The 19,078-nt window shown below is 71.7% G+C and carries 15 protein-coding genes; 4 read left to right on the top strand and 11 right to left on the bottom strand.

All coding sequences use genetic code 11. The features are described 5' to 3' along the window. Window positions 1-251: 251 nt before the first annotated feature. Window positions 252-683, top strand: coding sequence for a DUF5958 family protein (locus ACZ6S8_RS32160; protein ID WP_469460961.1), 432 nt, complete (start codon window positions 252-254; stop codon window positions 681-683). A 509-nt stretch (window positions 684-1,192) separates the two neighbouring features. Then, entirely contained in the window at window positions 1,193-1,996 is an 804-nt protein-coding gene (locus tag ACZ6S8_RS32165) for a hypothetical protein (RefSeq protein WP_469460962.1), read from the top strand. A gap of 383 nt (window positions 1,997-2,379) precedes the next feature. Here the strand turns inward: ACZ6S8_RS32165 and ACZ6S8_RS32170 are convergent, their stop codons facing one another. The 5 genes from ACZ6S8_RS32170 to ectA form a co-directional block, all read right to left on the bottom strand. Further along, window positions 2,380-6,498 (bottom strand): hypothetical protein, encoded by a 4,119-nt coding sequence (locus ACZ6S8_RS32170; RefSeq protein WP_469460963.1) that lies wholly within the window; start codon window positions 6,496-6,498, stop codon window positions 2,380-2,382. A gap of 761 nt (window positions 6,499-7,259) precedes the next feature. Continuing rightward, the gene (gene thpD, locus ACZ6S8_RS32175) at window positions 7,260-8,162 is read right to left on the bottom strand and encodes an ectoine hydroxylase (protein WP_469460964.1); all 903 of its coding nucleotides are present in this window, start codon (window positions 8,160-8,162) and stop codon (window positions 7,260-7,262) included. 60 nt (window positions 8,163-8,222) lie between these two features. After that, window positions 8,223-8,627: an ectoine synthase gene (locus tag ACZ6S8_RS32180; RefSeq protein ID WP_469460965.1), complete on the bottom strand. Its 405-nt coding sequence runs from the start codon at window positions 8,625-8,627 to the stop codon at window positions 8,223-8,225. Between the two features lie 88 nt (window positions 8,628-8,715). Then, window positions 8,716-9,984, bottom strand: coding sequence for a diaminobutyrate--2-oxoglutarate transaminase (gene ectB / locus ACZ6S8_RS32185; protein WP_469460966.1), 1,269 nt, complete (start codon window positions 9,982-9,984; stop codon window positions 8,716-8,718). Window positions 9,985-10,172: 188 nt separating this feature from the next. Beyond that, window positions 10,173-10,745, bottom strand: coding sequence for a diaminobutyrate acetyltransferase (ectA, locus tag ACZ6S8_RS32190; RefSeq protein WP_469460967.1), 573 nt, complete (start codon window positions 10,743-10,745; stop codon window positions 10,173-10,175). A 372-nt stretch (window positions 10,746-11,117) separates the two neighbouring features. Between ectA and ACZ6S8_RS32195 the strand changes: the two genes are divergently transcribed. Both ACZ6S8_RS32195 and ACZ6S8_RS32200 read left to right on the top strand, forming a co-directional pair. Beyond that, window positions 11,118-11,672, top strand: a complete 555-nt coding sequence (locus tag ACZ6S8_RS32195) for a MarR family winged helix-turn-helix transcriptional regulator (RefSeq protein ID WP_469460968.1) — start codon at window positions 11,118-11,120, stop codon at window positions 11,670-11,672. Between the two features lie 631 nt (window positions 11,673-12,303). Then, window positions 12,304-13,641 carry a flavin-containing monooxygenase gene (locus ACZ6S8_RS32200; protein WP_469460969.1) on the top strand — a complete coding sequence of 446 codons (1,338 nt, stop codon included), beginning with the start codon at window positions 12,304-12,306 and terminating at the stop codon, window positions 13,639-13,641. A gap of 27 nt (window positions 13,642-13,668) precedes the next feature. Here the strand turns inward: ACZ6S8_RS32200 and ACZ6S8_RS32205 are convergent, their stop codons facing one another. The 6 genes from ACZ6S8_RS32205 to ACZ6S8_RS32230 form a co-directional block, all read right to left on the bottom strand. Next, window positions 13,669-14,907, bottom strand: coding sequence for a DMATS family aromatic prenyltransferase (locus ACZ6S8_RS32205; protein ID WP_469461037.1), 1,239 nt, complete (start codon window positions 14,905-14,907; stop codon window positions 13,669-13,671). A 133-nt stretch (window positions 14,908-15,040) separates the two neighbouring features. Further along, a complete protein-coding gene (locus tag ACZ6S8_RS32210; protein WP_469460970.1) occupies window positions 15,041-16,384 on the bottom strand; it encodes a cytochrome P450 in 1,344 nt (447 codons plus the stop codon). An 8-nt stretch (window positions 16,385-16,392) separates the two neighbouring features. Further along, window positions 16,393-16,986, bottom strand: coding sequence for a GTP-binding protein (locus ACZ6S8_RS32215; protein WP_469460971.1), 594 nt, complete (start codon window positions 16,984-16,986; stop codon window positions 16,393-16,395). Further along, the gene (locus ACZ6S8_RS32220; RefSeq protein WP_469460972.1) at window positions 16,961-17,338 is read right to left on the bottom strand and encodes a DUF742 domain-containing protein; all 378 of its coding nucleotides are present in this window, start codon (window positions 17,336-17,338) and stop codon (window positions 16,961-16,963) included. Before ACZ6S8_RS32220 ends, ACZ6S8_RS32215 begins: the two co-directional genes overlap by 26 nt. Beyond that, window positions 17,335-17,736, bottom strand: coding sequence for a roadblock/LC7 domain-containing protein (locus ACZ6S8_RS32225; protein ID WP_383932434.1), 402 nt, complete (start codon window positions 17,734-17,736; stop codon window positions 17,335-17,337). The genes ACZ6S8_RS32220 and ACZ6S8_RS32225 overlap by 4 nt, the downstream gene beginning before the upstream one ends. Further along, window positions 17,733-18,899, bottom strand: a complete 1,167-nt coding sequence (locus ACZ6S8_RS32230) for an ATP-binding protein (protein ID WP_469460973.1) — start codon at window positions 18,897-18,899, stop codon at window positions 17,733-17,735. Before ACZ6S8_RS32230 ends, ACZ6S8_RS32225 begins: the two co-directional genes overlap by 4 nt. Window positions 18,900-19,078: the final 179 nt, after the last annotated feature.

A 19,078-nucleotide genomic window follows, 5' to 3' on the forward strand; every position in this document is an offset into this window, starting at 1 on the left:
GGGGGCAGCCGCCCCTTCCAGACCATCAGGTACACGCGACCCCGACACCTCGCCGGAAGGATGCGGACCTGCTGCCGGTCGCGAAGAGGTCGACTGTGATGAGGATCTGTGACATCGGCCAGTGCTGCTCTTCGCTCCCCGCTTGATGGCCGGAGGCCACGAGGGCTGAGGTCGTCCGTGCTGTGTCGGGTGCTGGTGCTGGTGCTGGTGCCGGCCTTCTCCCGGAATCAGCGTCGTGCAATCATTCGGCGATGACTGAGCGGAGCAGCGACGACAGCCGCCCTTTCCGGCGCGAGACCGAGCGGGTCGTCAACGAGATCGCCCAGAAGCTCCGCTCGGTGGACGCTGGTGTGAGCTGGTTCGCCGATCTCGCCCCGCCACGCCAGCAGATGGTTCTGCAGGAAGTCGCTGGCTATGCGATGCAGGCGCACATTACAGCTGCGGACGGCCGTGCGGGGGTGGCGCGGTCTGGTGTGAAGCCCACGGCCAACCCCTCGGTCATGATCTGCATGGACCCGCCCCGCTACGGGTTTGCGGGCCTGCCCTCCGCGGAACACGTCAAGGCGTTCCGGGTTCTCGTTTCCGTGTTCGCCGTTGCTGACACTCGCCGCCGCGAGAGGTACTGCAACGGCGCCTGCGGGCATGCATGGCACAACCTGCCAGCGGCAACCGGGCAGACGTAGCCTCGGCCGTTCCAGGCCGGCTGGGCTGGTTATCGAACGGCCTTCCTGATTGACATCCGTTCGTAGAACAACACGCTGCGCGCGGAGAGGACTGCGGATCGACCTGGATGGCCTAAGGGCTGGCGCACCAACGTGTACAGCACGACAAGATCAGCGCGATCGAGCGGTACGTGAAGGATTCGACCAAGATGAAGGTCGAGGTCACCCGCCGCTGGTGGCACCCGCGTCTCGTCGAGTCCATGAGGGTGCCGTATGCCCCTGACTCCACGAGGGGCCGCTCGGCGAAAGGGTTTGTCGCGAGGTGGGACGTCGACGATGATCACCTCATGACGGCCAGAAAGGGCCATGCCGTCCAGGCGCGCCGCTCCCTTCTCTGCCGCACGCGCGCCACCCGGTGCACACCGCAGCGTCCGGGGCCGTGACCGCCCACCCAGGAGAGCCCGCCCGTGCAGAAGACCGCCCTGACTCCCTACGCTCATCTCCCGCGAGCGCACCACGACCACCACGTCTTGACCAGTACCGTCGACGTGTTCGGTGTCGCCCACTGGCTGCTCACCGAACACGCTCCCCAGCCAGGCGGCGGTGTGCTGCTCTTCGATGCCCTGGTCGTGTCGGTTGATCCGGGCGGCGACGCCGAACTCACAGAGCTGAGCGCCGTGCGGGCCCGCTGGCCGCGCCTGGACCGCCTGCCCGACGGCGGCTTCATCGTCGCTGCGTCTCGCGCCCGTCGGTACGAGGACGGGAACCAGGTCCAGGTCTTCGACGCGCTGGGCCGGGAGACCTCGTCCTTCTCCGTCGGAGACGCCATCGAGCACCTGCTCGTGGACGAGGCCGGCAGCATCTGGGTTGGGCACTTCGACGAGAACCCGTCCGGCATCCGCCGCTGGAGCACGACAGGTCACCCCCTGTGGACGTCGGACGGTGCCGACATCCCCGGTCTCTTCGACTGCTACGCCCTGAACGTGTCGGGCACGACCGCCTGGGCCTGTACCTACACGGACTTCCCCCTCGTCGAAATACGCCCCGACCGACCCGAACGGTCGGTGAGGGTCTGGGCAAACCAGGTACGAGGCGCCACAGCAGTGGCCGTTCACGGAGATCAGGTGGCGTTCTACGGCGGCTACGGCGAGGAGCAGGACCGTCTCACTCGCGGCAAGCTCACCGAATCATCGGTCGAGCCAACGGACGCCGGCCTGCTCACCCTGCCCGATGGCACCGCCCCGGGCCACCGACGCGCCATCGGCCGAGGAAGCAGGATCTACGTCCAGGCCGAGCCGTCCACAGCGTGGGGCGTGTACGACCTCAGCAGCTGATACCCGGCGTTGGAGGGGCGCACCAGCGAGGGCCAGACGGTCGGGGCCCGGGGCCGGAGGCACCGTTCCGCTGCAGGCCTCACCGACGACCTGGGGTGGTGTCGCAGGCGCGTGGTTTCTACCGGCGGGGTGCTGGGCTGCGCGTAGGCCCCGTTCGGTTGCGGCGGCGCTGCCGGTAGGCATGGGGATCCGACGGCCGGGCCGGCGGCGCTGCTGGAGGATGCGGCGCGTGGCTCGGGTGCCGATGAGGGCGGCGGCCAGGGCGCCGACCCCCATCCACACGGCGCCGGGAGCGGGAACGGCGGGAGCAGGGACTGAGCCCTCGCCATGGCGTCCTGGTCAAAAGCCCGAAGCCGTGTTTGCGTGGGGCGTGTCCAGCAGCGTCACGCCTTCTTCCCGGGCCGTGCCGCACCGTCCGCCCAGGCGCGGGCGAACAGCTCGTGCGCGGGCGCCGGGACCGCAACGGAGGCCTCTGCCAGGGCGGCGGGCGCGGGACGCGGGGCCTTCGCAGTGGTCAGCTCCTTGCGCACGGAGCGGTGGTGACCGACGGACCACGAGTTCCAGCGGCGGACCGTGCGGTCGGTCGGGCGGTCGAATGCGTGGAGCTGGAGCTGGAGGGCGGCTGCGTCGCGGCCGACACCAAGAGCCTCCGCCACCTCGTCCACCAGGTCCGGGACGCTGAACAGCGGGTTGCTCTCGTATTGGCCCGGCGGCACGGGGGTGGTGGCGGACCGCTCTGCCAGCCTGCGCAGAGCGGCGAGCAGAGCGGCGGGCAGGCCGGCAGGCAGGTCCGTGAGCTGGCCGATCAGAACACGGGCACCCTGCGCGGCAGGGTCCGCAACCGGGCGCTCGGCCAGTGCCCAGGTGACGGCTGTGGCGGCGGTCCGTACGCCGTCGGCCTCCAGAGGCTCCTGGAGGCGGCCGGTGAGCAGGGCCGTGGCCCAGGCCTCCGGGAGCCCGTGGTCCGCGGCGAGCGCGGCGGCGTGGCTGCCGTCGTCGGTGTACGGGGTACTGCCCAGCAACTGGGTCCAGGAGGCGGCCATGCGGTCGGCGGCAGCGGTCATCCCGCCGGGGGCCCAGAGTTCCGCCGGGTCGCCGGGCAGAGCAGCGGCGAGCACGGTGCGTCGGCCGGCGGGCCCGAGCCGTCGCCGGAACTCGTCGTACGCGTAGAGGGTGTTCTGGTCGGCCTTGTACGGCTTGGAGCGGACCAGCTTGCGGTGCGCACCGTAGTCGTCGCTGCCTGCGAATCCGTCGAGGACCAGGGCCGCGATCGGGCGCGGCACCCCGGTGCGCCAGCGGAACAGGTCCACGGCCTCCTCGGGCACCGGCAGCGGGCCCTGTCCGGCGAGCAGGGCCAGCAGGCGGGGAAGCCGGGTGGTGTCGTCGGCGCCGACGGTGTGCGTGGCGCACTCCTCGGCATCGGCGGGCACCGGATCGGCTGCTCGCTGGAGGAAGGGAGCGAGGCCGCTGCGGTCCGGCCCGGAGGCCACGGCGAAACCGTCCTTGCGCAGTTCGGCGATCCGCTGCTGCGGGGCCCGGCCGGTCCGCCAAGAGCTGCCGGCCTTCGCGAACGGCTGCCGACTCCATACGCCGAGGAGCGCCGTGAGCGCCTGTCGCTGCTGGTCAGGGGTGGCCGCGACGACGGTCCGCCAGGCCACGGCATCGATACGGCCGGTCAGCACCGCCCACTCGGAGGGCGGCGCGGGCAGGGCGAGCACCCGCACTTCGTCGTCGATCTCGCCGCGCAGGTACCGGCCGTCGGCGGCGACCGAGGTGAGGAGGGCGGGCTGTGGCTGCGGCTGCCGTTCCTCGTAGCCGCGCAGCTGGGGCAGCAGGCCGTGGAGGGCCGGGACGAGGCGGTTGTCCGGCGCCGGGTCGGGCAGGTCGACGACCGGCCCGGCCCGCATGACGGCGACCCGGTGGGACAGCTCCCGCCGCCGACGCAGCACGTCGGCGGCGAGCCGGACGGCGCGGTCCACGCCCTCCTGGACCCGCGGGTCGGTCACTCCGGGCAGGGCGCTCCCGGCGCCCCGGTGCAGCAGCTCGCCCACCGCGGCGTCGGTGACCGTCCGCAGGACGCGGGACGAAGGCTCGTCGCGGGGGGTGAGGAAATGCCAGAAGGCGGGTGGCGGCACCGGCCCGGCCAGTTCGCCCAGGGTGGCGCGGCACCGGGACCTGTCGCGGCTACCGGGGAAGCCCTGGACCTGCCAGAGCAGCGAGTTGTCGGCGGCGGCGTGGCTGCGGATGGTGGTCCCGCCGGCCAGGACGGCGTCCTCACCGCCGAGCGGCAGGGCGAGGATTCCCCACGGGCGGCGGCCCCAGGTGTGGCTGCGGTAGGAGGCGGTACGGCCGTCGATGGACTCCAGCACGAACTCGCGGGGCGAGGGACCCGCGTACGGCGTGCGGTAGTCGACCCGGCAGCCGGTGAGTGCGCCGTCCTGGCCGAGCGGAGAGGGAGGGGCGCCGGTCGGCAGTGCGGCGAGGATCCGGTGGTCGGGGAAGGGCTTCGTACCGGGCGGGGATCCGGCGGGGTCGTGGAAGGCGGGCAGGGTGCGGTCGGCGGTGGGAAGACCGGTGGCCGGGTCGAGGCGGTTCCAGCCGTCGCGGCGCTCGCTGAACACCTCGGTGCTCCAGAAGTCGTGACCGTCGTTCATCTGGTAGTCGCGGTGGCCGATGCCCTCACGGCCGCCGGCCCGCAGGACGCGCTCGCCGTCGAACCGGCCGTCACCGTCCGGGGTTTCGAACTGGTAGCCGAGGCCGCCCTGGATGCTGCCACCGTAGGGGCGCAGTCCGTACGTGTGCTCCGGTTCGAACCTTTCACCGGGGCGGTCGGACCAGTAGGCGGTGGTGGAGGAGTTGTCCTTGTGCTGCTCGTTCCAGCCGACGAGGAACTGTCCGCCCACCCAGTGCACGGTGTGGCCGAGTGAGCCCTCGGGCAGTTCCAGGGTGTGTTCCGCGCGCAGCCCCGCGTGGTCGACGGCGAGGGCGCGGGTCTCCCCGTACACGGTGAGCACCGGCCAGGTGCAGGTGACGTGCACGGTTTCGTCGGGCCGGAACCCGGCGAGGGCCTGGTCCAAGGCGGGCCAGCCCAGCTCCTCGGGGAGCCCGGCCCGCAGGGCGCGCGCCAGCGGGCCGGCGAGGTCGAGCGCGTCGAGGGCTTCCTCGATGCCGTCCAAGGCGATGGCGGTGGGCCGGTCGAGAAGGCCGTGCAGCTCGTCGACGGCCTCGTCCGCGGCAGCGAGGCCACCTCCGCGCAGGGCTTCGAGCAGCTTCTCCACGCGGGCGTGTACCTCGGCGGTGATGCCCGGATTGTGCGGGAGCCGGCTGATGGCGGTCCCGCCGCGGGTGCGGAGCCCGGCGTGCACGGTGCCTTCCAGACGGGGGCCGAACACCGGATCGGCGGCGAGCGCCTTGAGGTCGCGCTGAGAGCGGTCGCCCCAGAACTCCAGGCTGATCGCAGCACCGGGGTCGTGGACGGGTATGCCCTCGGCGAGGCAGAGATCGAGCAGGTCGGCGTCCAGATGCGGCCAGCGGTAGCGGTCCTCGTGCAGCCGGACCGGGGAGCCGTCCGCCCGCAGCAGAGGGGCGAAACGGCTCACCAGGTCGAAGAGTTCCGCGGGCATGGGCTGGCGGGTCACCCCGCCGCCGCCGACCGTGCGGTGGGAATAGCCGGCGGCGTACCGGCGCAGCCAGTCACCGAGGCCGTGCTGCGGGGTGATCCGGCCGGCCGCGGCCGCGTCGGCGGCGCCGCAGGCGATGAGCAGCCGCAGCCAGGCCGCGGCGTCGCTCTTCGACTCGGGAAACAGGTCGAGGAGGGCGGTGGCCTGCTCGTCGGCAGGCGGGTGGGCGCTGAGCGGGCCGGCGGCCGCGTCGAGCAGGCGGTCCGGCACGGCCTTGCCGCGCGCCGCGGCCAGCAGCGCGACCAACACCCGGGCCTCCTCCTCGGCGCCGAGTCCGGCCGCACGGGCCGAGTCTCGGACCCGGCGGGCCAGGTCGGCGGGAAGCTCGCCGGGCGATGCCGCCCAGACGGTCAGCAGGCGGACGAACTCGTGGTGCGCGTCATCCGGTTCGAGTACACCGCTCAACCAAGCTGCTGCCCCGCTGAGTTCGGTCGCGGGCAGGGCGCCGAACCGGGCGAACAGCAGCTGATTCGCCCGCCGCCAGTCGGGATCGACCGGCAGTCCGTGGGTGCGCTCGGCGCCGCGCGCTTGCGCGTAGACGCGGGCGGCGGAGCGGCGGTGTGTCTCCAGCATCCAATGCCCGACGGTGTCCCAGAACCAGGGCAGGTGGGCTGGTGGAAGACCCCTGGCCAGGCGCTCCGCGTCGTCCACGAACCGGCCGGGCTTCTCCCAGGACCGGTGCCGGCCGCGGCCCGCCCGTTCCAGCGTGTCGCGGGCGTCGGATTCGACACCCGGCCCCTGAGTACGTGCCCAGTCGGCGTACGTCTCGGAGATGCGGTGATTGGCTGGGAGCGGGACGGGAGTTCCGGTGCTGCTGGTCATACCTGTGATCTTGCCAGGCGGTTCTGACAGCCGATGGGGGATGCCAGGGCGTCAGGAGCCTTGGGGCCGCCCCGGTCGGGACTCGTGCCGGTCATGGCCGAGACGGTCCGTCATCTCGCCCTCGGGAGCGGACTCCACGGGCCGCAACCGCCTCACCGCACTCGGCGAGCAGGCGGAGGCAGCCAAGAAGACCGCGCCCGCGACCCCCTCGCCGTTCCCAGCGCCGACCGGTAGGGCCTGCAGGACTCCGGCCCCGCTCAGGGGCCGCGGTTGGATACGAGGGGAGGCAGCCTACGGGCGGCCTCGCCCCGCGCCGTCGGCGCAACCGGTCATGTACGGTCGCCCCTCACGCGGCGCGGAGGTCGGCCGCCCGCAGCGCGACGGGCGGCACCTCCCGCTCGGTGAACCCGTAGCGTCCCGGCAGCCCGAGGTGGCGGACGGGGTCCCCGGTGATCCTGGCGAGCTCCGCGTCGAACGCGGTCCGCAGCCCCGCCGCGCCGGGGCGGAAGACGGCGCCGCCGGGGCTGTACCGGGGGCGCCGTCGACGACCGGGACGAAGGGGTCAAGGACCTCGATCCCCTCGTTGCCGTTCACCTTCGCCGGCCGGCGCGAGGAGCCTGACCGCCGAGTCCCGTACTCCCGCGGCCTTCGCGTACGAGGCCTCCACGGCGGCCGTCTGCACGCCGGCCGTCACCCCGCGCTGCACGCGGCAGGGCGGGCCCGCCCCCCACACCGGCCGGGCGCGGCCGGATCCCGGCCGGTCAGCGCAGCGGCGTGGCGTCGCGCGAGGCGATGAAGGACGGGCGTCGCACCGGCGCCGCGAACGGCTTCACGGGCTGGTTCTCCACGCTGTTGAACACCAGGAAGACGTTGCTGCGCGGGTAGGGCGTGATGTTGTCCCCGGAACCGTGCATCGCGTTGCAGTCGAACCAGGTCGCGGATCCGGCCGGGCCGGTGAACTGCCGGATGCCGCACGCCGAGGCGAAGCGGGTGAGCGCCTCGGGGGAGGGCGTGCCCGCGTCCTGCATCTGGAGCGACTTCTTGTAGTTGTCCTTCGGCGTCTCGCCTGCGCAGCCGAGGAACGTCCGGTGGGAGCCCGGCATGATCATGAGGCTGCCGTTGGTCGCGTGGTTCGGCGTGAGGGCGATGGACACCGACACCGTGCGCATCCGCGGCAGGCCGTCCTCCGCGTGCCAGGTCTCGAAGTCGGAGTGCCAGTAGAAGCCGCTCGCGCCGAAGCCCGGCTTGGCGTTGATGCGGGACTGGTGGACGTACACGTCGGAACCCAGGATCTGCCGGGCCCGGTCCACGATCCGCGGGTCGGCGGCCAGCCGCGCGAACACCTCGCTGATGCGGTGGACCTCGAAGACCGAGCGGACCTCGCCGGAGCCGGGCTCCACGATGGCGCGCTCGTCGGCCCGTACGGCCGGATCCGATACCAGCCGGTTCATCTCGGCCCGGTACCGGTCCACTTCCTCGGGGCCGATCAGCTGCTCGGCGCTGAGGAAGCCGTCGCGCTCGAAGTCCTCCAGTTCGCGCGCCCAGAACGGTCCCGGGGTGCCGGGTTCGGACCACACGACGGGGTCCTTGCGTCCGATGAGGGCTTCCTCGGAGCCCCGGGTGGGGTACAGGTCGGCCAGGGTGCGTTCGGTGACAGTGGTCATGGCGGTGCGTGCCTCTCCTCTCGGGTTCGGTCGTTCGGTTCGGGTGCGGACGCGGTCGGGTCAGACCGGGTCCGGCTCGGTGAGCAGCGGGTACACGCCGTTCTCGTCGTGGTCCTCGCGGCCGGTGACCGGCGGGTTGAAGACGCACACGCAGCGGAACTCGCTGACGACGCGCAGGGTGTGGCGCTCGTGGCCGTCGAGCACGTAGACGGTGCCGGGCGTGATGGTGTGCTTCTCGCCCGTCTCCTCGTCGGTGAGCTCGGCCTCGCCCGCGACGCAGACCACGGCCTCGACGTGGTTCGCGTACCACATGGACGTCTCGGTGCCGGCGTACAGGACGGTCTCGTGGAGGGAGAAGCCGACGCGTTCCTTGGCCAGGATGATGCGCTTGCTCTCCCAGGTGCCCGAGGCCGCCTTGACGTGGCGGTCGGTGCCTTCGATGTCCTGGAAGGATCGGACGATCACGGTGGGCCCTCCTTGGTGTCAGGTGGTGCTGTGGTGCCGTGGTGCTGTGGTGCACGCCGTGCCGTGGTGCGTCGGCCCGGTGGCGGGGTCAGGCCGTCTCGCGGACCGACCGGGCGAGGATGCCGAGGCCCTCGTCGAGCTCGTCGGCGGACACGGTGAGCGGCGGGAGCAGCTTGACCACCTCGCTCTCGGGGCCGGAGGTCTCGACGAGGAGGCCGTGCTCGAACGCCCTCCGGCACACTTCGGCCGCGCGCTCCTTGCGGGTGAACTCGATGCCCCACACCATGCCGCGGCCGCGGTGGGAGGCGCCGTCGCGCTCGTGGTCGGCGCAGAGCTCGGCGAGCGCCTGCTCGATGCGGGCGCCCTGGACGCGGGTGCGCTCGCGCAGCACTCCGTCGCGCCAGTACGTCTCCAGCGCGGCGGTCGCCGTGACGAAGGCGGGGTTGTTGCCGCGGAAGGTCCCGTTGTGTTCGCCCGGCTCCCAGATGTCGAGTTCGGGCTTGAACAGGCAGAGCGACATGGGGAGTCCGTAACCGCTGATGGACTTCGACACGGTGACGATGTCGGGCGTGATGCCGGCCTCCTCGAAGGAGAAGAAGTCGCCGGTGCGGCCGCAGCCCATCTGCACGTCGTCGACGATCAGCAGCATGTCCCGGCGGCGGCACAGGTCCGCGAGGCCGCGCAGCCACTCGGCGCGCGCCACGTTGACCCCGCCCTCGCCCTGCACGGTCTCCACGATCACGGCTGCGGGGTTGTTGAGGCCGGACCCCTGGTCCTCCAGCAGCCGCTCGAACCACAGGAAGTCCGGCGTCCGGCCCCCGAGGTAGTTGTCGAAGGGCATCGGCGTGCTGTGCACCAGCGGAACACCGGCCCCGGCGCGCTTGAAGGCGTTGCCGGTCACGGCGAGGGAGCCGAGCGACATGCCGTGGAAGGCGTTGGTGAAGGAGACGACCGCCTCCCGGCCCTTGGCCTTGCGCGCCAGCTTCAGCGCCGCTTCGACGGCGTTGGTGCCGGTGGGGCCGGGGAACATCACCTTGTAGGGCAGGCCGCTGGGGGCGAGCACGGTGGAGTGGAACGTCTCCAGGAAGTCGCGCTTGGCGGTCGTCGACATGTCCAGCGCGTGGGTGATGCCGTCGCGCTCGATGTACTCCAGCAGCGCGCGTTTGAGCACGGGGTTGTTGTGCCCGTAGTTCAGCGAACCGGCGCCGGCGAAGAAGTCCAGGTAGGCGCGGCCGCTCTCGTCGTGCAGACGGCTGCCCTGCGCACGGTCGAATACGACGGGCCAGGCGCGGCAGTAGCTGCGCACCTCCGACTCGACGGTGTCGAAGACGGTCGGGGCCGGTGCTGTCGTGGTCAAAGCGGTTCTCTCCTGTGCTCTCGGCGCCGGTGACACGGACGGTGTCGGTGACGCGGGGGGTGTCGGACGGTCGTGCGTGACGTCGTGGGTACGGCGGCCCGGCCGGGCGCGCAGCGGTCCGCAGGGCGCGTACGGCGGTGCGCACGGCGCGTACGGCGGTGCGCACGGCGCGTGGGGTGCGTACGGGGTCAGCGGCCGGACAAGGGCGCGACGCGGTGGAGCACCTCGGCGTCGTGATGCCCGGCGTCGTCGGGGAAGTGCTCCGCGGCGAAGAGGACCTTCCGGGTGACGCGGGCGCCGTGGCGCTGGGCGAAGGCCGCGAACAACCGCTCCGACGCGGTGTTTCCGGGGCTGATGGTGGTCTCCAGGACGTCGAGCCCGTGCTCGGCGGCGACGCGCTCCGCGAGGTGGTCGAGGAGGGAGCCGGCGACGCCCTGTCCGCGTACGGACGCGTCGACGGCGATCTGCCAGATCAGCAGGGTGCCCGGGGCGTCGGGCCGAAGGTAGCCGGTGACGAATCCGACCGGCCGGCCGTCGGTGTTCCGGGCGACCGCGGAGATGCCGGCGAAATCGCGGCACCACAGCAGGTAGCTGTAGGGGGAATTGACGTCGAGGGTCTTCGCGTCGCGGGCGATGCGCCACAGTCCGGGGCCGTCGGAGACGGTCGGCCGGTCCACGCGGAATCCGGGGGCGGACGTGGTCTCGGGAGTGCGGGTGGGGGTTCGGGAACGGGTGGCCGGGTCTGCATGAGCAGTGGTCATGCGGGCCGAAGCTACCGATCATCTGCCGGAAGCACATGCCCGAGCGGGGTTCCGCACGCGAAGGATCCGTGTTATACGGAACCGCCGACCGAGGGGGTCGGATCACGGGCTACCGAGGGAGAAGAGGCCTATTTGTCGGGATATTTAACCCTGCCTCGCGCAAATATAACGAGCCGATAACGTCTTTGCCCTGTGCCAGATTTACGATGTGAAAGCCGCGACATTCGGATGTTCCCCCGTTTGGCCGCGGCGGTACGGGACAGACGCGTTGCTCCGCACGGTGCGACGGCCCCGGCGCGTCCGCACCGGTGCGCGGCGGGAAGCCGGAGCGGAACGCCCGGTGTTCCGCTCCGACAGGCGGTACAAAGAGGTATGACCGAGCAGTTGCGACCCGCACGGCCGGCGCCGGACGCGGACGAGGTCGACGAGGTGGCCCACGCCGTCCTCACCGCATCCCGACTCCTGGAGGCCATCTCGGCCCGGGCCCTGGAGGCCGCCGCGGACGACCGGGTCACCCTCGCGCAGTACCGGATGCTCGCCGTCCTCGCGGCGCGCGGCCACGTGAAACTGGTCTCCCTCGCGGGACTGATGGAGGTCACCCCGTCGACCGCCATGCGCATGGTCGACCGGCTCATCGCGGCCGGCCTCGCGGACCGCAGACCGAATCCGCAGAACAGGCGGGAGACGGCCCTGACGGCCACGGACGCCGGCCTGCGGCTGGTGGACGAGGTCACGGCCCGGCGGCGGGCGGAGACCGCTGCCGTCGTCGCGCGGGTCGAGCCGGCCCAGCGGGCCCCCCTGGTGGGCGCGCTCGCCGCGTTCACGGCAGCCGCGGCCGACGGACCCGGCGCGCACGAGCCGTACGACCTCCCGCACCCCCGTTCCCCGCATGCCGGGGGAGCGGCGGAACCGCACGGCGCGGGCTGAACCCACACGCGGGCCTGCCGGTACGGGAGGTACCGGCAGGCCCGCGCGCTCGTGTGGTCCTTACAGCTGCCCCATGGACGGGAGTTGGGGCTCCCGCACGGGCTCGGACCGGATGGTGGTCTGCGGGATGCGGGATGCGGGATGCGGGATGCGGGTGGCGGGTGGCGGGTGGCGGTGGGGACCGGGGCGGGGTGGTCGGTCCCGTCCCGGTCTCCGCCGTGTGCCGTGTCGTCCCGTCCGCCCGCCCGGGTGGGCGTCGCACGGCGGTCGGGACGGGGCGGTACCGGTGGTTTCCCCTCCTGGTGGGGGGTGGTCGCGGTTCCACGCGGGGTGTGGGGTGGTGTGGGGCCGCGGGTTCCAGCAGAGGGGGTTCGCCGGTGGGCAGACAGTAGGCAACGCGGAGATGAACCCGGTAGGGGGAAAACCCTTGTCCGACCCCCTGCCCGCCCCCACCACCCACGGGGGACGTCCGGGCACCCCGTCGTGAAGTGGTCGCAAGCGCAGCCTCGTTGGCCGGTGACCTCGGAGCCTTCGCCCTCGGGGGCGGTGGGTAGGGTGAGGCCTCCGGGCACCCGTACGCAAGAAGTCGACGCCCGGTGTGGACGACGGAGGGTGTTCTGTGGAGGGATCCTTGAACGGGTCGCGTGCCGGCGGCGTACCCACGGCGGCGACCGTGTGCGTCATCGGGGCCGGCCTGGCCGGCCTGGCGACCGCACACGCCCTGTCGGCCAGGGGGATCGACTTCGTCTGCCTGGAGAAGGCACCGGACGTCGGCGGGATCTGGCGCCAGCCCGGAGCGGGCGAACGGGGACCGGCCTACCGCTCGTTGCACCTGAACAGCGCCAAACAGCTCACCGGGTACGCGGACTTCCCGATGCCCGCCGAGCTGCCCCTCTACCCGCGCCACAGCGATGTCGCCGCCTACCTGCGGTCCTTCGCCGAATGGGCCGGGCTGCTGCCGCACATCGAACTGCGCACCGAGGTGCTGTCCGTGCGGCAGGGCGGCGACGGGACCTGGACGGTCACCAGCCGGGACCCGCGGGGGGCGGAGACCGAGCGGCGCTTCGAGCGGGTGGTCGTCGCCTCCGGCCACAACACCGAGGCGGCGCTGCCCAGTTCGCTGCCGCCGGGCGCCGACTCCTTCACCGGCCGCATCCTCCACTCGATGGACTTCCACGACGGCGGCGACTTCGCCGGGCAGCGGGTCGTCGTCGTCGGGATGGGGGCGTCGGGAGTGGACATCGCCGCCGACCTGTCCCGGCACGCCGCGCAGACCCTCCTGTCCGTCCGCCGGGGGCTGCACGTGGTGCCCAAGCAGCTCTTCGGCATGTCCGTGGACCTGATCGCGGACGCGCCGTGGTGGAACGAGATGTCCTTCCCCGAGCAGCGCCTCTTCGTCGAGCAGGCCCTGCGCGTGGCACGGGGCCGGCTGTCCGACTACGGCCTGCCCGAGCCCGACCACCCCGTCTTCTCCTCGGCCGTGACCATCTCGGACGAGATCCTCAGCCGGATACGGCACGGCGGGGTCGTCCCGCGCCCCGCGATCGACTCGCTGGACGGCGGCCTCGTGCGCTTCACCGACGGAACCACCGCCGAGGCGGACGCGATCGTCTACTGCACCGGATTCCGCATGGCGTTCCCCTTCCTGCCCGCCGGGTGTCCGGCGGGCCCGCGGCAGGGGGCGGTCGAGCTCTACCGGCGCGTGGTCGCACCCGACCGGACCGGCCTCTACTTCGTCGGCCTGATCCGCCCCGTGGGATCGATCACGCGCCTCGTGGAAGCCCAGTCCCGGTGGGTGGCCCGGATCGTCGACGCAGACGTGTCGCTCCCGTCGGCGGACGTCATGCGCGAGGAGATCGACGCGTACCTGAGCCGCATCGAGGAGCGCTACGGGCGGACCGAGGGAGCCTCCATCCAGGTCGACGTCGGGCCGTACCTGCGGGAGCTCCGGGAGCTGCAGGACGCGTAAGCCGCCTGCCGGGGCCTCACCGGGGCCTCAGCCCGCGGCTCCGAGCCGTACGGGCGGCGCGGTGACGGGAGGCCGCACCCGGTACGCCTCCGAGGAGATGTACGCGGTCACCCGCGCCGGCCGCCCCTGCTGGTGGGCGAGACCGAGGTAGGCGATGAGCCCGACGCCCTCGTGAAGCCGCCGGGAGGTCACGGCGGCCAGCGAACGCACCAGCGGCGCGGCGTCCATGCCGTGCCGGCCGAGCAGGGCCACCGCACGGTCGAGGACCTCCCCGTCGTGCGGGGCGTAGTCGCGGACCGGGACGTAGAGGGTGAAGCCGCTGGGCCGCCCGGTTCCCGTCTCGGTGAAGGCGTGGCAGGACTGGACGGGCCGGCGGCCGAGCCGCGGGTCGGCCGCGACCTCCGGCACGTCGAGGTCGTGCCCGGCCGCGATGCCGAAGAACCTGTGGACCTCGGCCGCGGAGCGCGGGCCGGGCACGCGGGACAGGCCCGCAGCCTCCGGAGCCGACAGGTCGTGGTGCGCGAGGTAGACCTTCACCCGGGGCTCTTCCCAGTCGCCCAGGTCCAGGGCGAAGAAGAGGTGGCGGTCGCCCTCCGGCAGCGACGCGAACGCCTGCCGGTGCCCGAGCCGGCGCAGCGCCTCCCGCACGGTCGCGGCGGCGCGCTCCGGGCCGGACGCGGCGGGGTTCAGGTACACCTTGACCTTGGGCACGCCGCCGGGAAGCAGTTCGAGCGCGCACCACAGCGCCAGCGGCCCCTCGGGGTCCGGCGGGAAGAAGAGGTCCTCCAGCTCGTCCAGCCGGGTGGTGTCGAAGCCCCACCGGCGGGCCAGGTCGCGTACGACCCGCAGTCCGGTGCGCCCGTTCTGCTCCAGGCTGCCGGCGCCGTACCCCGGCTCCAGCAGCACCCGCAGGGTCGGCTCCGCGTCCGCCGTGAAGGAGAGCGAGAACTCCACCGGCGTGTGGTCGTCGGAGAGGAAGGAGCGCTCGGGGGGCGGCAGATCGAGCCGCCGCTCGCCGACGGGGCCCAGCACCGAGAGCAGCGTCCGTGCGTAGCCCGCGGAGTCGGCCCCGTTCAACCCCGCTGCCTCGCACAGTCGCAGCAGCTGTCTCGCCGTATGGCCGCCGAGGGTCTCCCCGTCGGGGGGTTTCGGGGTGACGGGCCGGGAGCCCGCCGCCGGGCCTCCCGGCCCGTTCCGGAGCGCCCAAGAAGATACCCGCCTGGAGGGGCGGGTACCGGAGGTGCCGCGTTCGGTGGGGGGTTGCATGACCGTGGCGTCGTCGGACAGCTGGTCCACGACACCTCCTTCGCCTCATGAGCAGGATGGAACAACCGGTGCTCACTACCCCTGAGGCGAAACGTTCATGCTGTGGTGGGCGAGTTAACGGGAGCTGCGTGGATCACTTTGTGATCCAGGTGAGGAACTGGCTCCACATTCCGGCCCGTTCACGCCTCCCGCCACCCTGATCCGTGCGCTCGGGCGCCTCCGCTTGGGCCGTCGGAACGGCTCCGCGCGCCGCGGTGACCTGGGTGAAGCGGGCGGGCAGCGTGGCCAGTCCGCGGTTGAAGGGGCCGGGACGCCAGACGAGGCTGTCCTCCGGGACGGCGAGTTCGACGTCCGGGAGCCGGTTCAGCAGGTTCTCGATGGCGGTGACAGTGATCTGCCGGGCCGGCTCCTTCGACGGGCAGGCGTGCGGGCCCGCGCTCCACGCCAGGTGGGCGCGGTTGCTGCCGGCCTGGCGCGCGGCCGTCAGCGCCGGCCCGGTGTTGGCCGCAGCGAAGCTGACCAGGACGAGGTCTCCCGCCCGCAGCTTCTGCCCGGCGAACTCCATGTCGGCCGCCGGGTAGTGCGCCGCGAGGTTCTGCATCGGCGGGTTCTCCCACAGCGTGTCGTCGATCGCTTCGTCGATCAGACCGCCCTTGTGGGCGTACGCGTCGTGGGTGAGCAGCCGGTGCAGGGTGTTGCCGATGAGGTTGCGCAGCGGTTCGTTGCCCGCCACCAGGAGCAGGGCGAGCTGGTGGACCATCTCCTCGTCGGTCAGCTTCGCCTCGTGCTGCATGAGCCACGAGGTGACGTCCTCGCCCGGCCTGGCGCGCTTGAGGGCCACCAGCTCACCGACGGCGCCGAACAGCACCTCGAAGGCCCGCTCCGCGTTGACCCCGTCGAACATGCCCGTGATGCCGAACAGCACGCGGTCGCCGATGTCGGCGGGGCAGCCGAACAGCTCGTTGAACACGAACAGCGGCAGCTGCTTGGCGTAGTCGGCCAGCAGGTCGGCCGATCCGCGCGGACCGAACTGCGAGATCAGGTAGTTGGAGACCTGCGCGGTGCTCTGGCTGAGCTTGCGCGAGTCGACCCGGGCCATGCTGTCCGTGACCGCCTGCCGCAGCCGCAGGTGCTCGGGGCCGTCACTGAACATGCAGTTGGGCCGGTACGCCAGTACCGGTACGGCCGGGTTGTCCGGGCTGATCCGGCCCTCGGCCAGGTCCCGCCAGCGGCGCGCGTCCTTGCGGAACGAGCTGGAGTCCTGCAGGAGTTGCAGCGCCGTCGAATAGTCGGTCACGAGGGTGGCCTCCACCCCCGGGGCCAGCTCCACGGGCGCGGTCGGACCGTAGTGGCGCATGTAGGCGTAGTACGCCTGCGGATCGGCCGCGAACCCCGGTCCGTGCAGCGGCACCCGGCCGCCGCTGTTGTGGGCCGGGCACCCGGGCGGGGGCACGGGGGCGGTGTGTTGAGCGTCCATGTCTGTTCCTAGCGAGAGCGGTCCAGCAAATAGCGGACAAGAGTGATCAGCGCGTCGGCGGACGACTTCGGGTCGCGCGCGTCGCAGGTGACGACCGGGGTGTCGTCGAGCAGGTCCAGGGCCTCGCGCAGCGCCCGCTCCTCCCGGATCGGAGTGCCGTCGAAGCGGTTGACGGCGATCGCGTAGTCCAGTCCGTACTGCTCGATCAGGTCGATCACGGCGAACGAGTCCGCCAGCCGCTCCGGATCCACCAGCACCAGCGCGCCGAGCGCGCCGCGCGCCATGTCCTCCCACATCTGGACGAACCGAAGCTGGCCGGGCGTTCCGAAGAGGTACAGGACCACGCGGTCGCTGATGGTCAGGCGGCCGAAGTCCATGGCCACCGTGGTGGTGGTCTTGCTCCGGACGCCCTTGAGGTCGTCGAACGACTCGCCGGCGCGCGTCATCGTCTCCTCGGTGGACAGCGGAGGGATCTCCGATATCGCACCGATGAGGGTGGTCTTGCCGACGGCGAAGTGACCGACGACGAGGATCTTCACGGCGGTCTGTGTCGCGCCGCTGTGCACGTAAGCCTGCTCAGCCAAACTTGGTGCGGAGCCCATTCAGTACCTCCTCGAGAATGCGTCGGTCCGTGAGCGGGGCGCGCTGCACGGGAGGGCGGGTGATGAGGTATCCGCCCTCCGTCAGGGCGGACAGCAGGATCTTCACCACGCCCATGGGCAGCCGGGTGTGCCCCGCGATCTCGGCGACCGAGAGGAAGCCGGCGGCGCACAGGTCCAGCAGGCCCTGCTCCTCCGGGGACAGCTGCGTCGGCCGCTGGTGCTGGTCGCCCGCCGCGGTCACGAGGGTGATGAGGGACAGCTTCTCCTCGTCGGGCAGCCCGCGGCCCTTGGTGATGACGTACGGACGCACTAATTCCGCGGTCTCGGGCTCCAGCTCGTCGAAGCCGTTCATGAGCGGACGCCGAGGTTCTCGCGCGGCGGCGTCGTCAGCGCCTTGCCCAGCTGTCCGACGAGCTGCTGCATCCGGAACGTGATGTCCTGCATGTCGACGTCGGGCGAGGCGGAGACTCCGAGATATGCGCCCTCCCCGGCGGATATCAGGAAGACCCAGCCGCCGTCGAACTCGACGAGCGTCTGGCGCCACTGCAACTGGCCGCTCTCGATGAAGAACCCGAGCGAGCGGCTGAGCGACTGCACGCCGCTCATCGCGGCTGCGACCGTGTCGGCGTTGTCCTTGTGGAAGTCCTTCGTCCGGGCCATCAGCAGACCATCGGCGGAGACCAGGACCGCGTGCAGCGCCCCGGGTATCTCCAGGGCGCTGTCCAGCATCCATGACAGATCGTTGTTCACGAGACCTCATGTCCTTCGCTGCTCGCATCACGTGTGCTGCTCGACGGGTTCGCCGAGTCCGGGCGGGTGGCCCGTCCGATCTCCGTACCCCGTTGGAAGGCGCCCATGATCGCTGCGGCTTCCGCTTCGGAGCGGTTCGCCGACGGCGTGCCCGATGCGCTGCCGGGCACGATCGCCATCGGCCGCTTGCGGCTGCGCCGCGGAAGGCCGTCGACGGTCGAGGACGTCGTCAGCGCGGACTGCGGTCCGGCCGGCTCCGCCGCGGAGGCGGGGACCGCCGGCGCCGGGGCCCTCTTCACCGGCATGGCGGTGAGCAGTTCGTGCGGCAGCAGGAGGACGGCACGGACCCCTCCGTAGGGTGAGTTGGAGTCCACGGACACCTCGAAGCCGAAGCGCTCGCAGAGCACGCCGATCACCGCGAAGCCGAACTGCGGGGGACTGCCCAGTCCGGAAACGCCCGATACCCGCTCGCTCGACAGGAGCTTTTCGGCCTTGGCCCGCTCCTCGTCGTTCATGCTGACACCGGCGTCGTCGACGACGATGCAGATGCCCTTGGGCACGGTGCGGATGTTGATTTCGACCACGGTGTCCGGGCTGGAATAGCTGGTGGCGTTGTCGAGCAGCTCGGCGAGAGCCAGCGCCACGGGTTCCACGGCCCGGTTGGTGATTCCGAAGTCGACCTGCGAGAGGATCTCCACCCGTCGGAAGTGGCGGATCCGGCCCTGCGCGCTGCGCACGACGTCGTAGACCGAGGCGACCTCGCGCTGCCGCCCGAGCCAGCCGTCGCACAGGACGGCGATGGACTGGGCACGCCGTCCGAACTGCGAGTTCGTGTGGTCGATCTCCAGGAGGTCCTGGAGAATGACGGACTCGCCGTATTTGGTCTGCAGACCGGAGATGACCGACTGCTGCTCCGCGGCGAGACCCTGGAGCGTCCGCATCGCGGACTTGAGGACCGATTTCGTCGCGTCCTGCGCCTGCTCCTTCTCGGACTCGACGGATTTCGAGAAGCTGTTCTCCAGCTGGGTGTAGTGGGCTTTCATCTCTTCGATCTCGCGCCTAAAAGCCCGCGCTGCCCTGCGCTGGCGAACAATGACGGAGACCGCGCCGATGACGGCGACGAGAAGCGCCCAGATTACTGGGTTCTGTATGTAAGACGTCATAAGACTCTCTTCAGGCGACTGACGGCCAGGTGCTGCATTCCGTCAATGCGGGTGGACCGGCTGACCATCCGTACCGGGGGCACCGTCCGGATGGTCGCCGTGGTCGGAGATGTCGTCGAAAGTCCATCCGCCGCTCCGCAAGTGCGATGATCGTATCACCGGGCCTGTTGGGGTGATTG

Source organism: Streptomyces sp. NPDC048461, assembly GCF_055587105.1.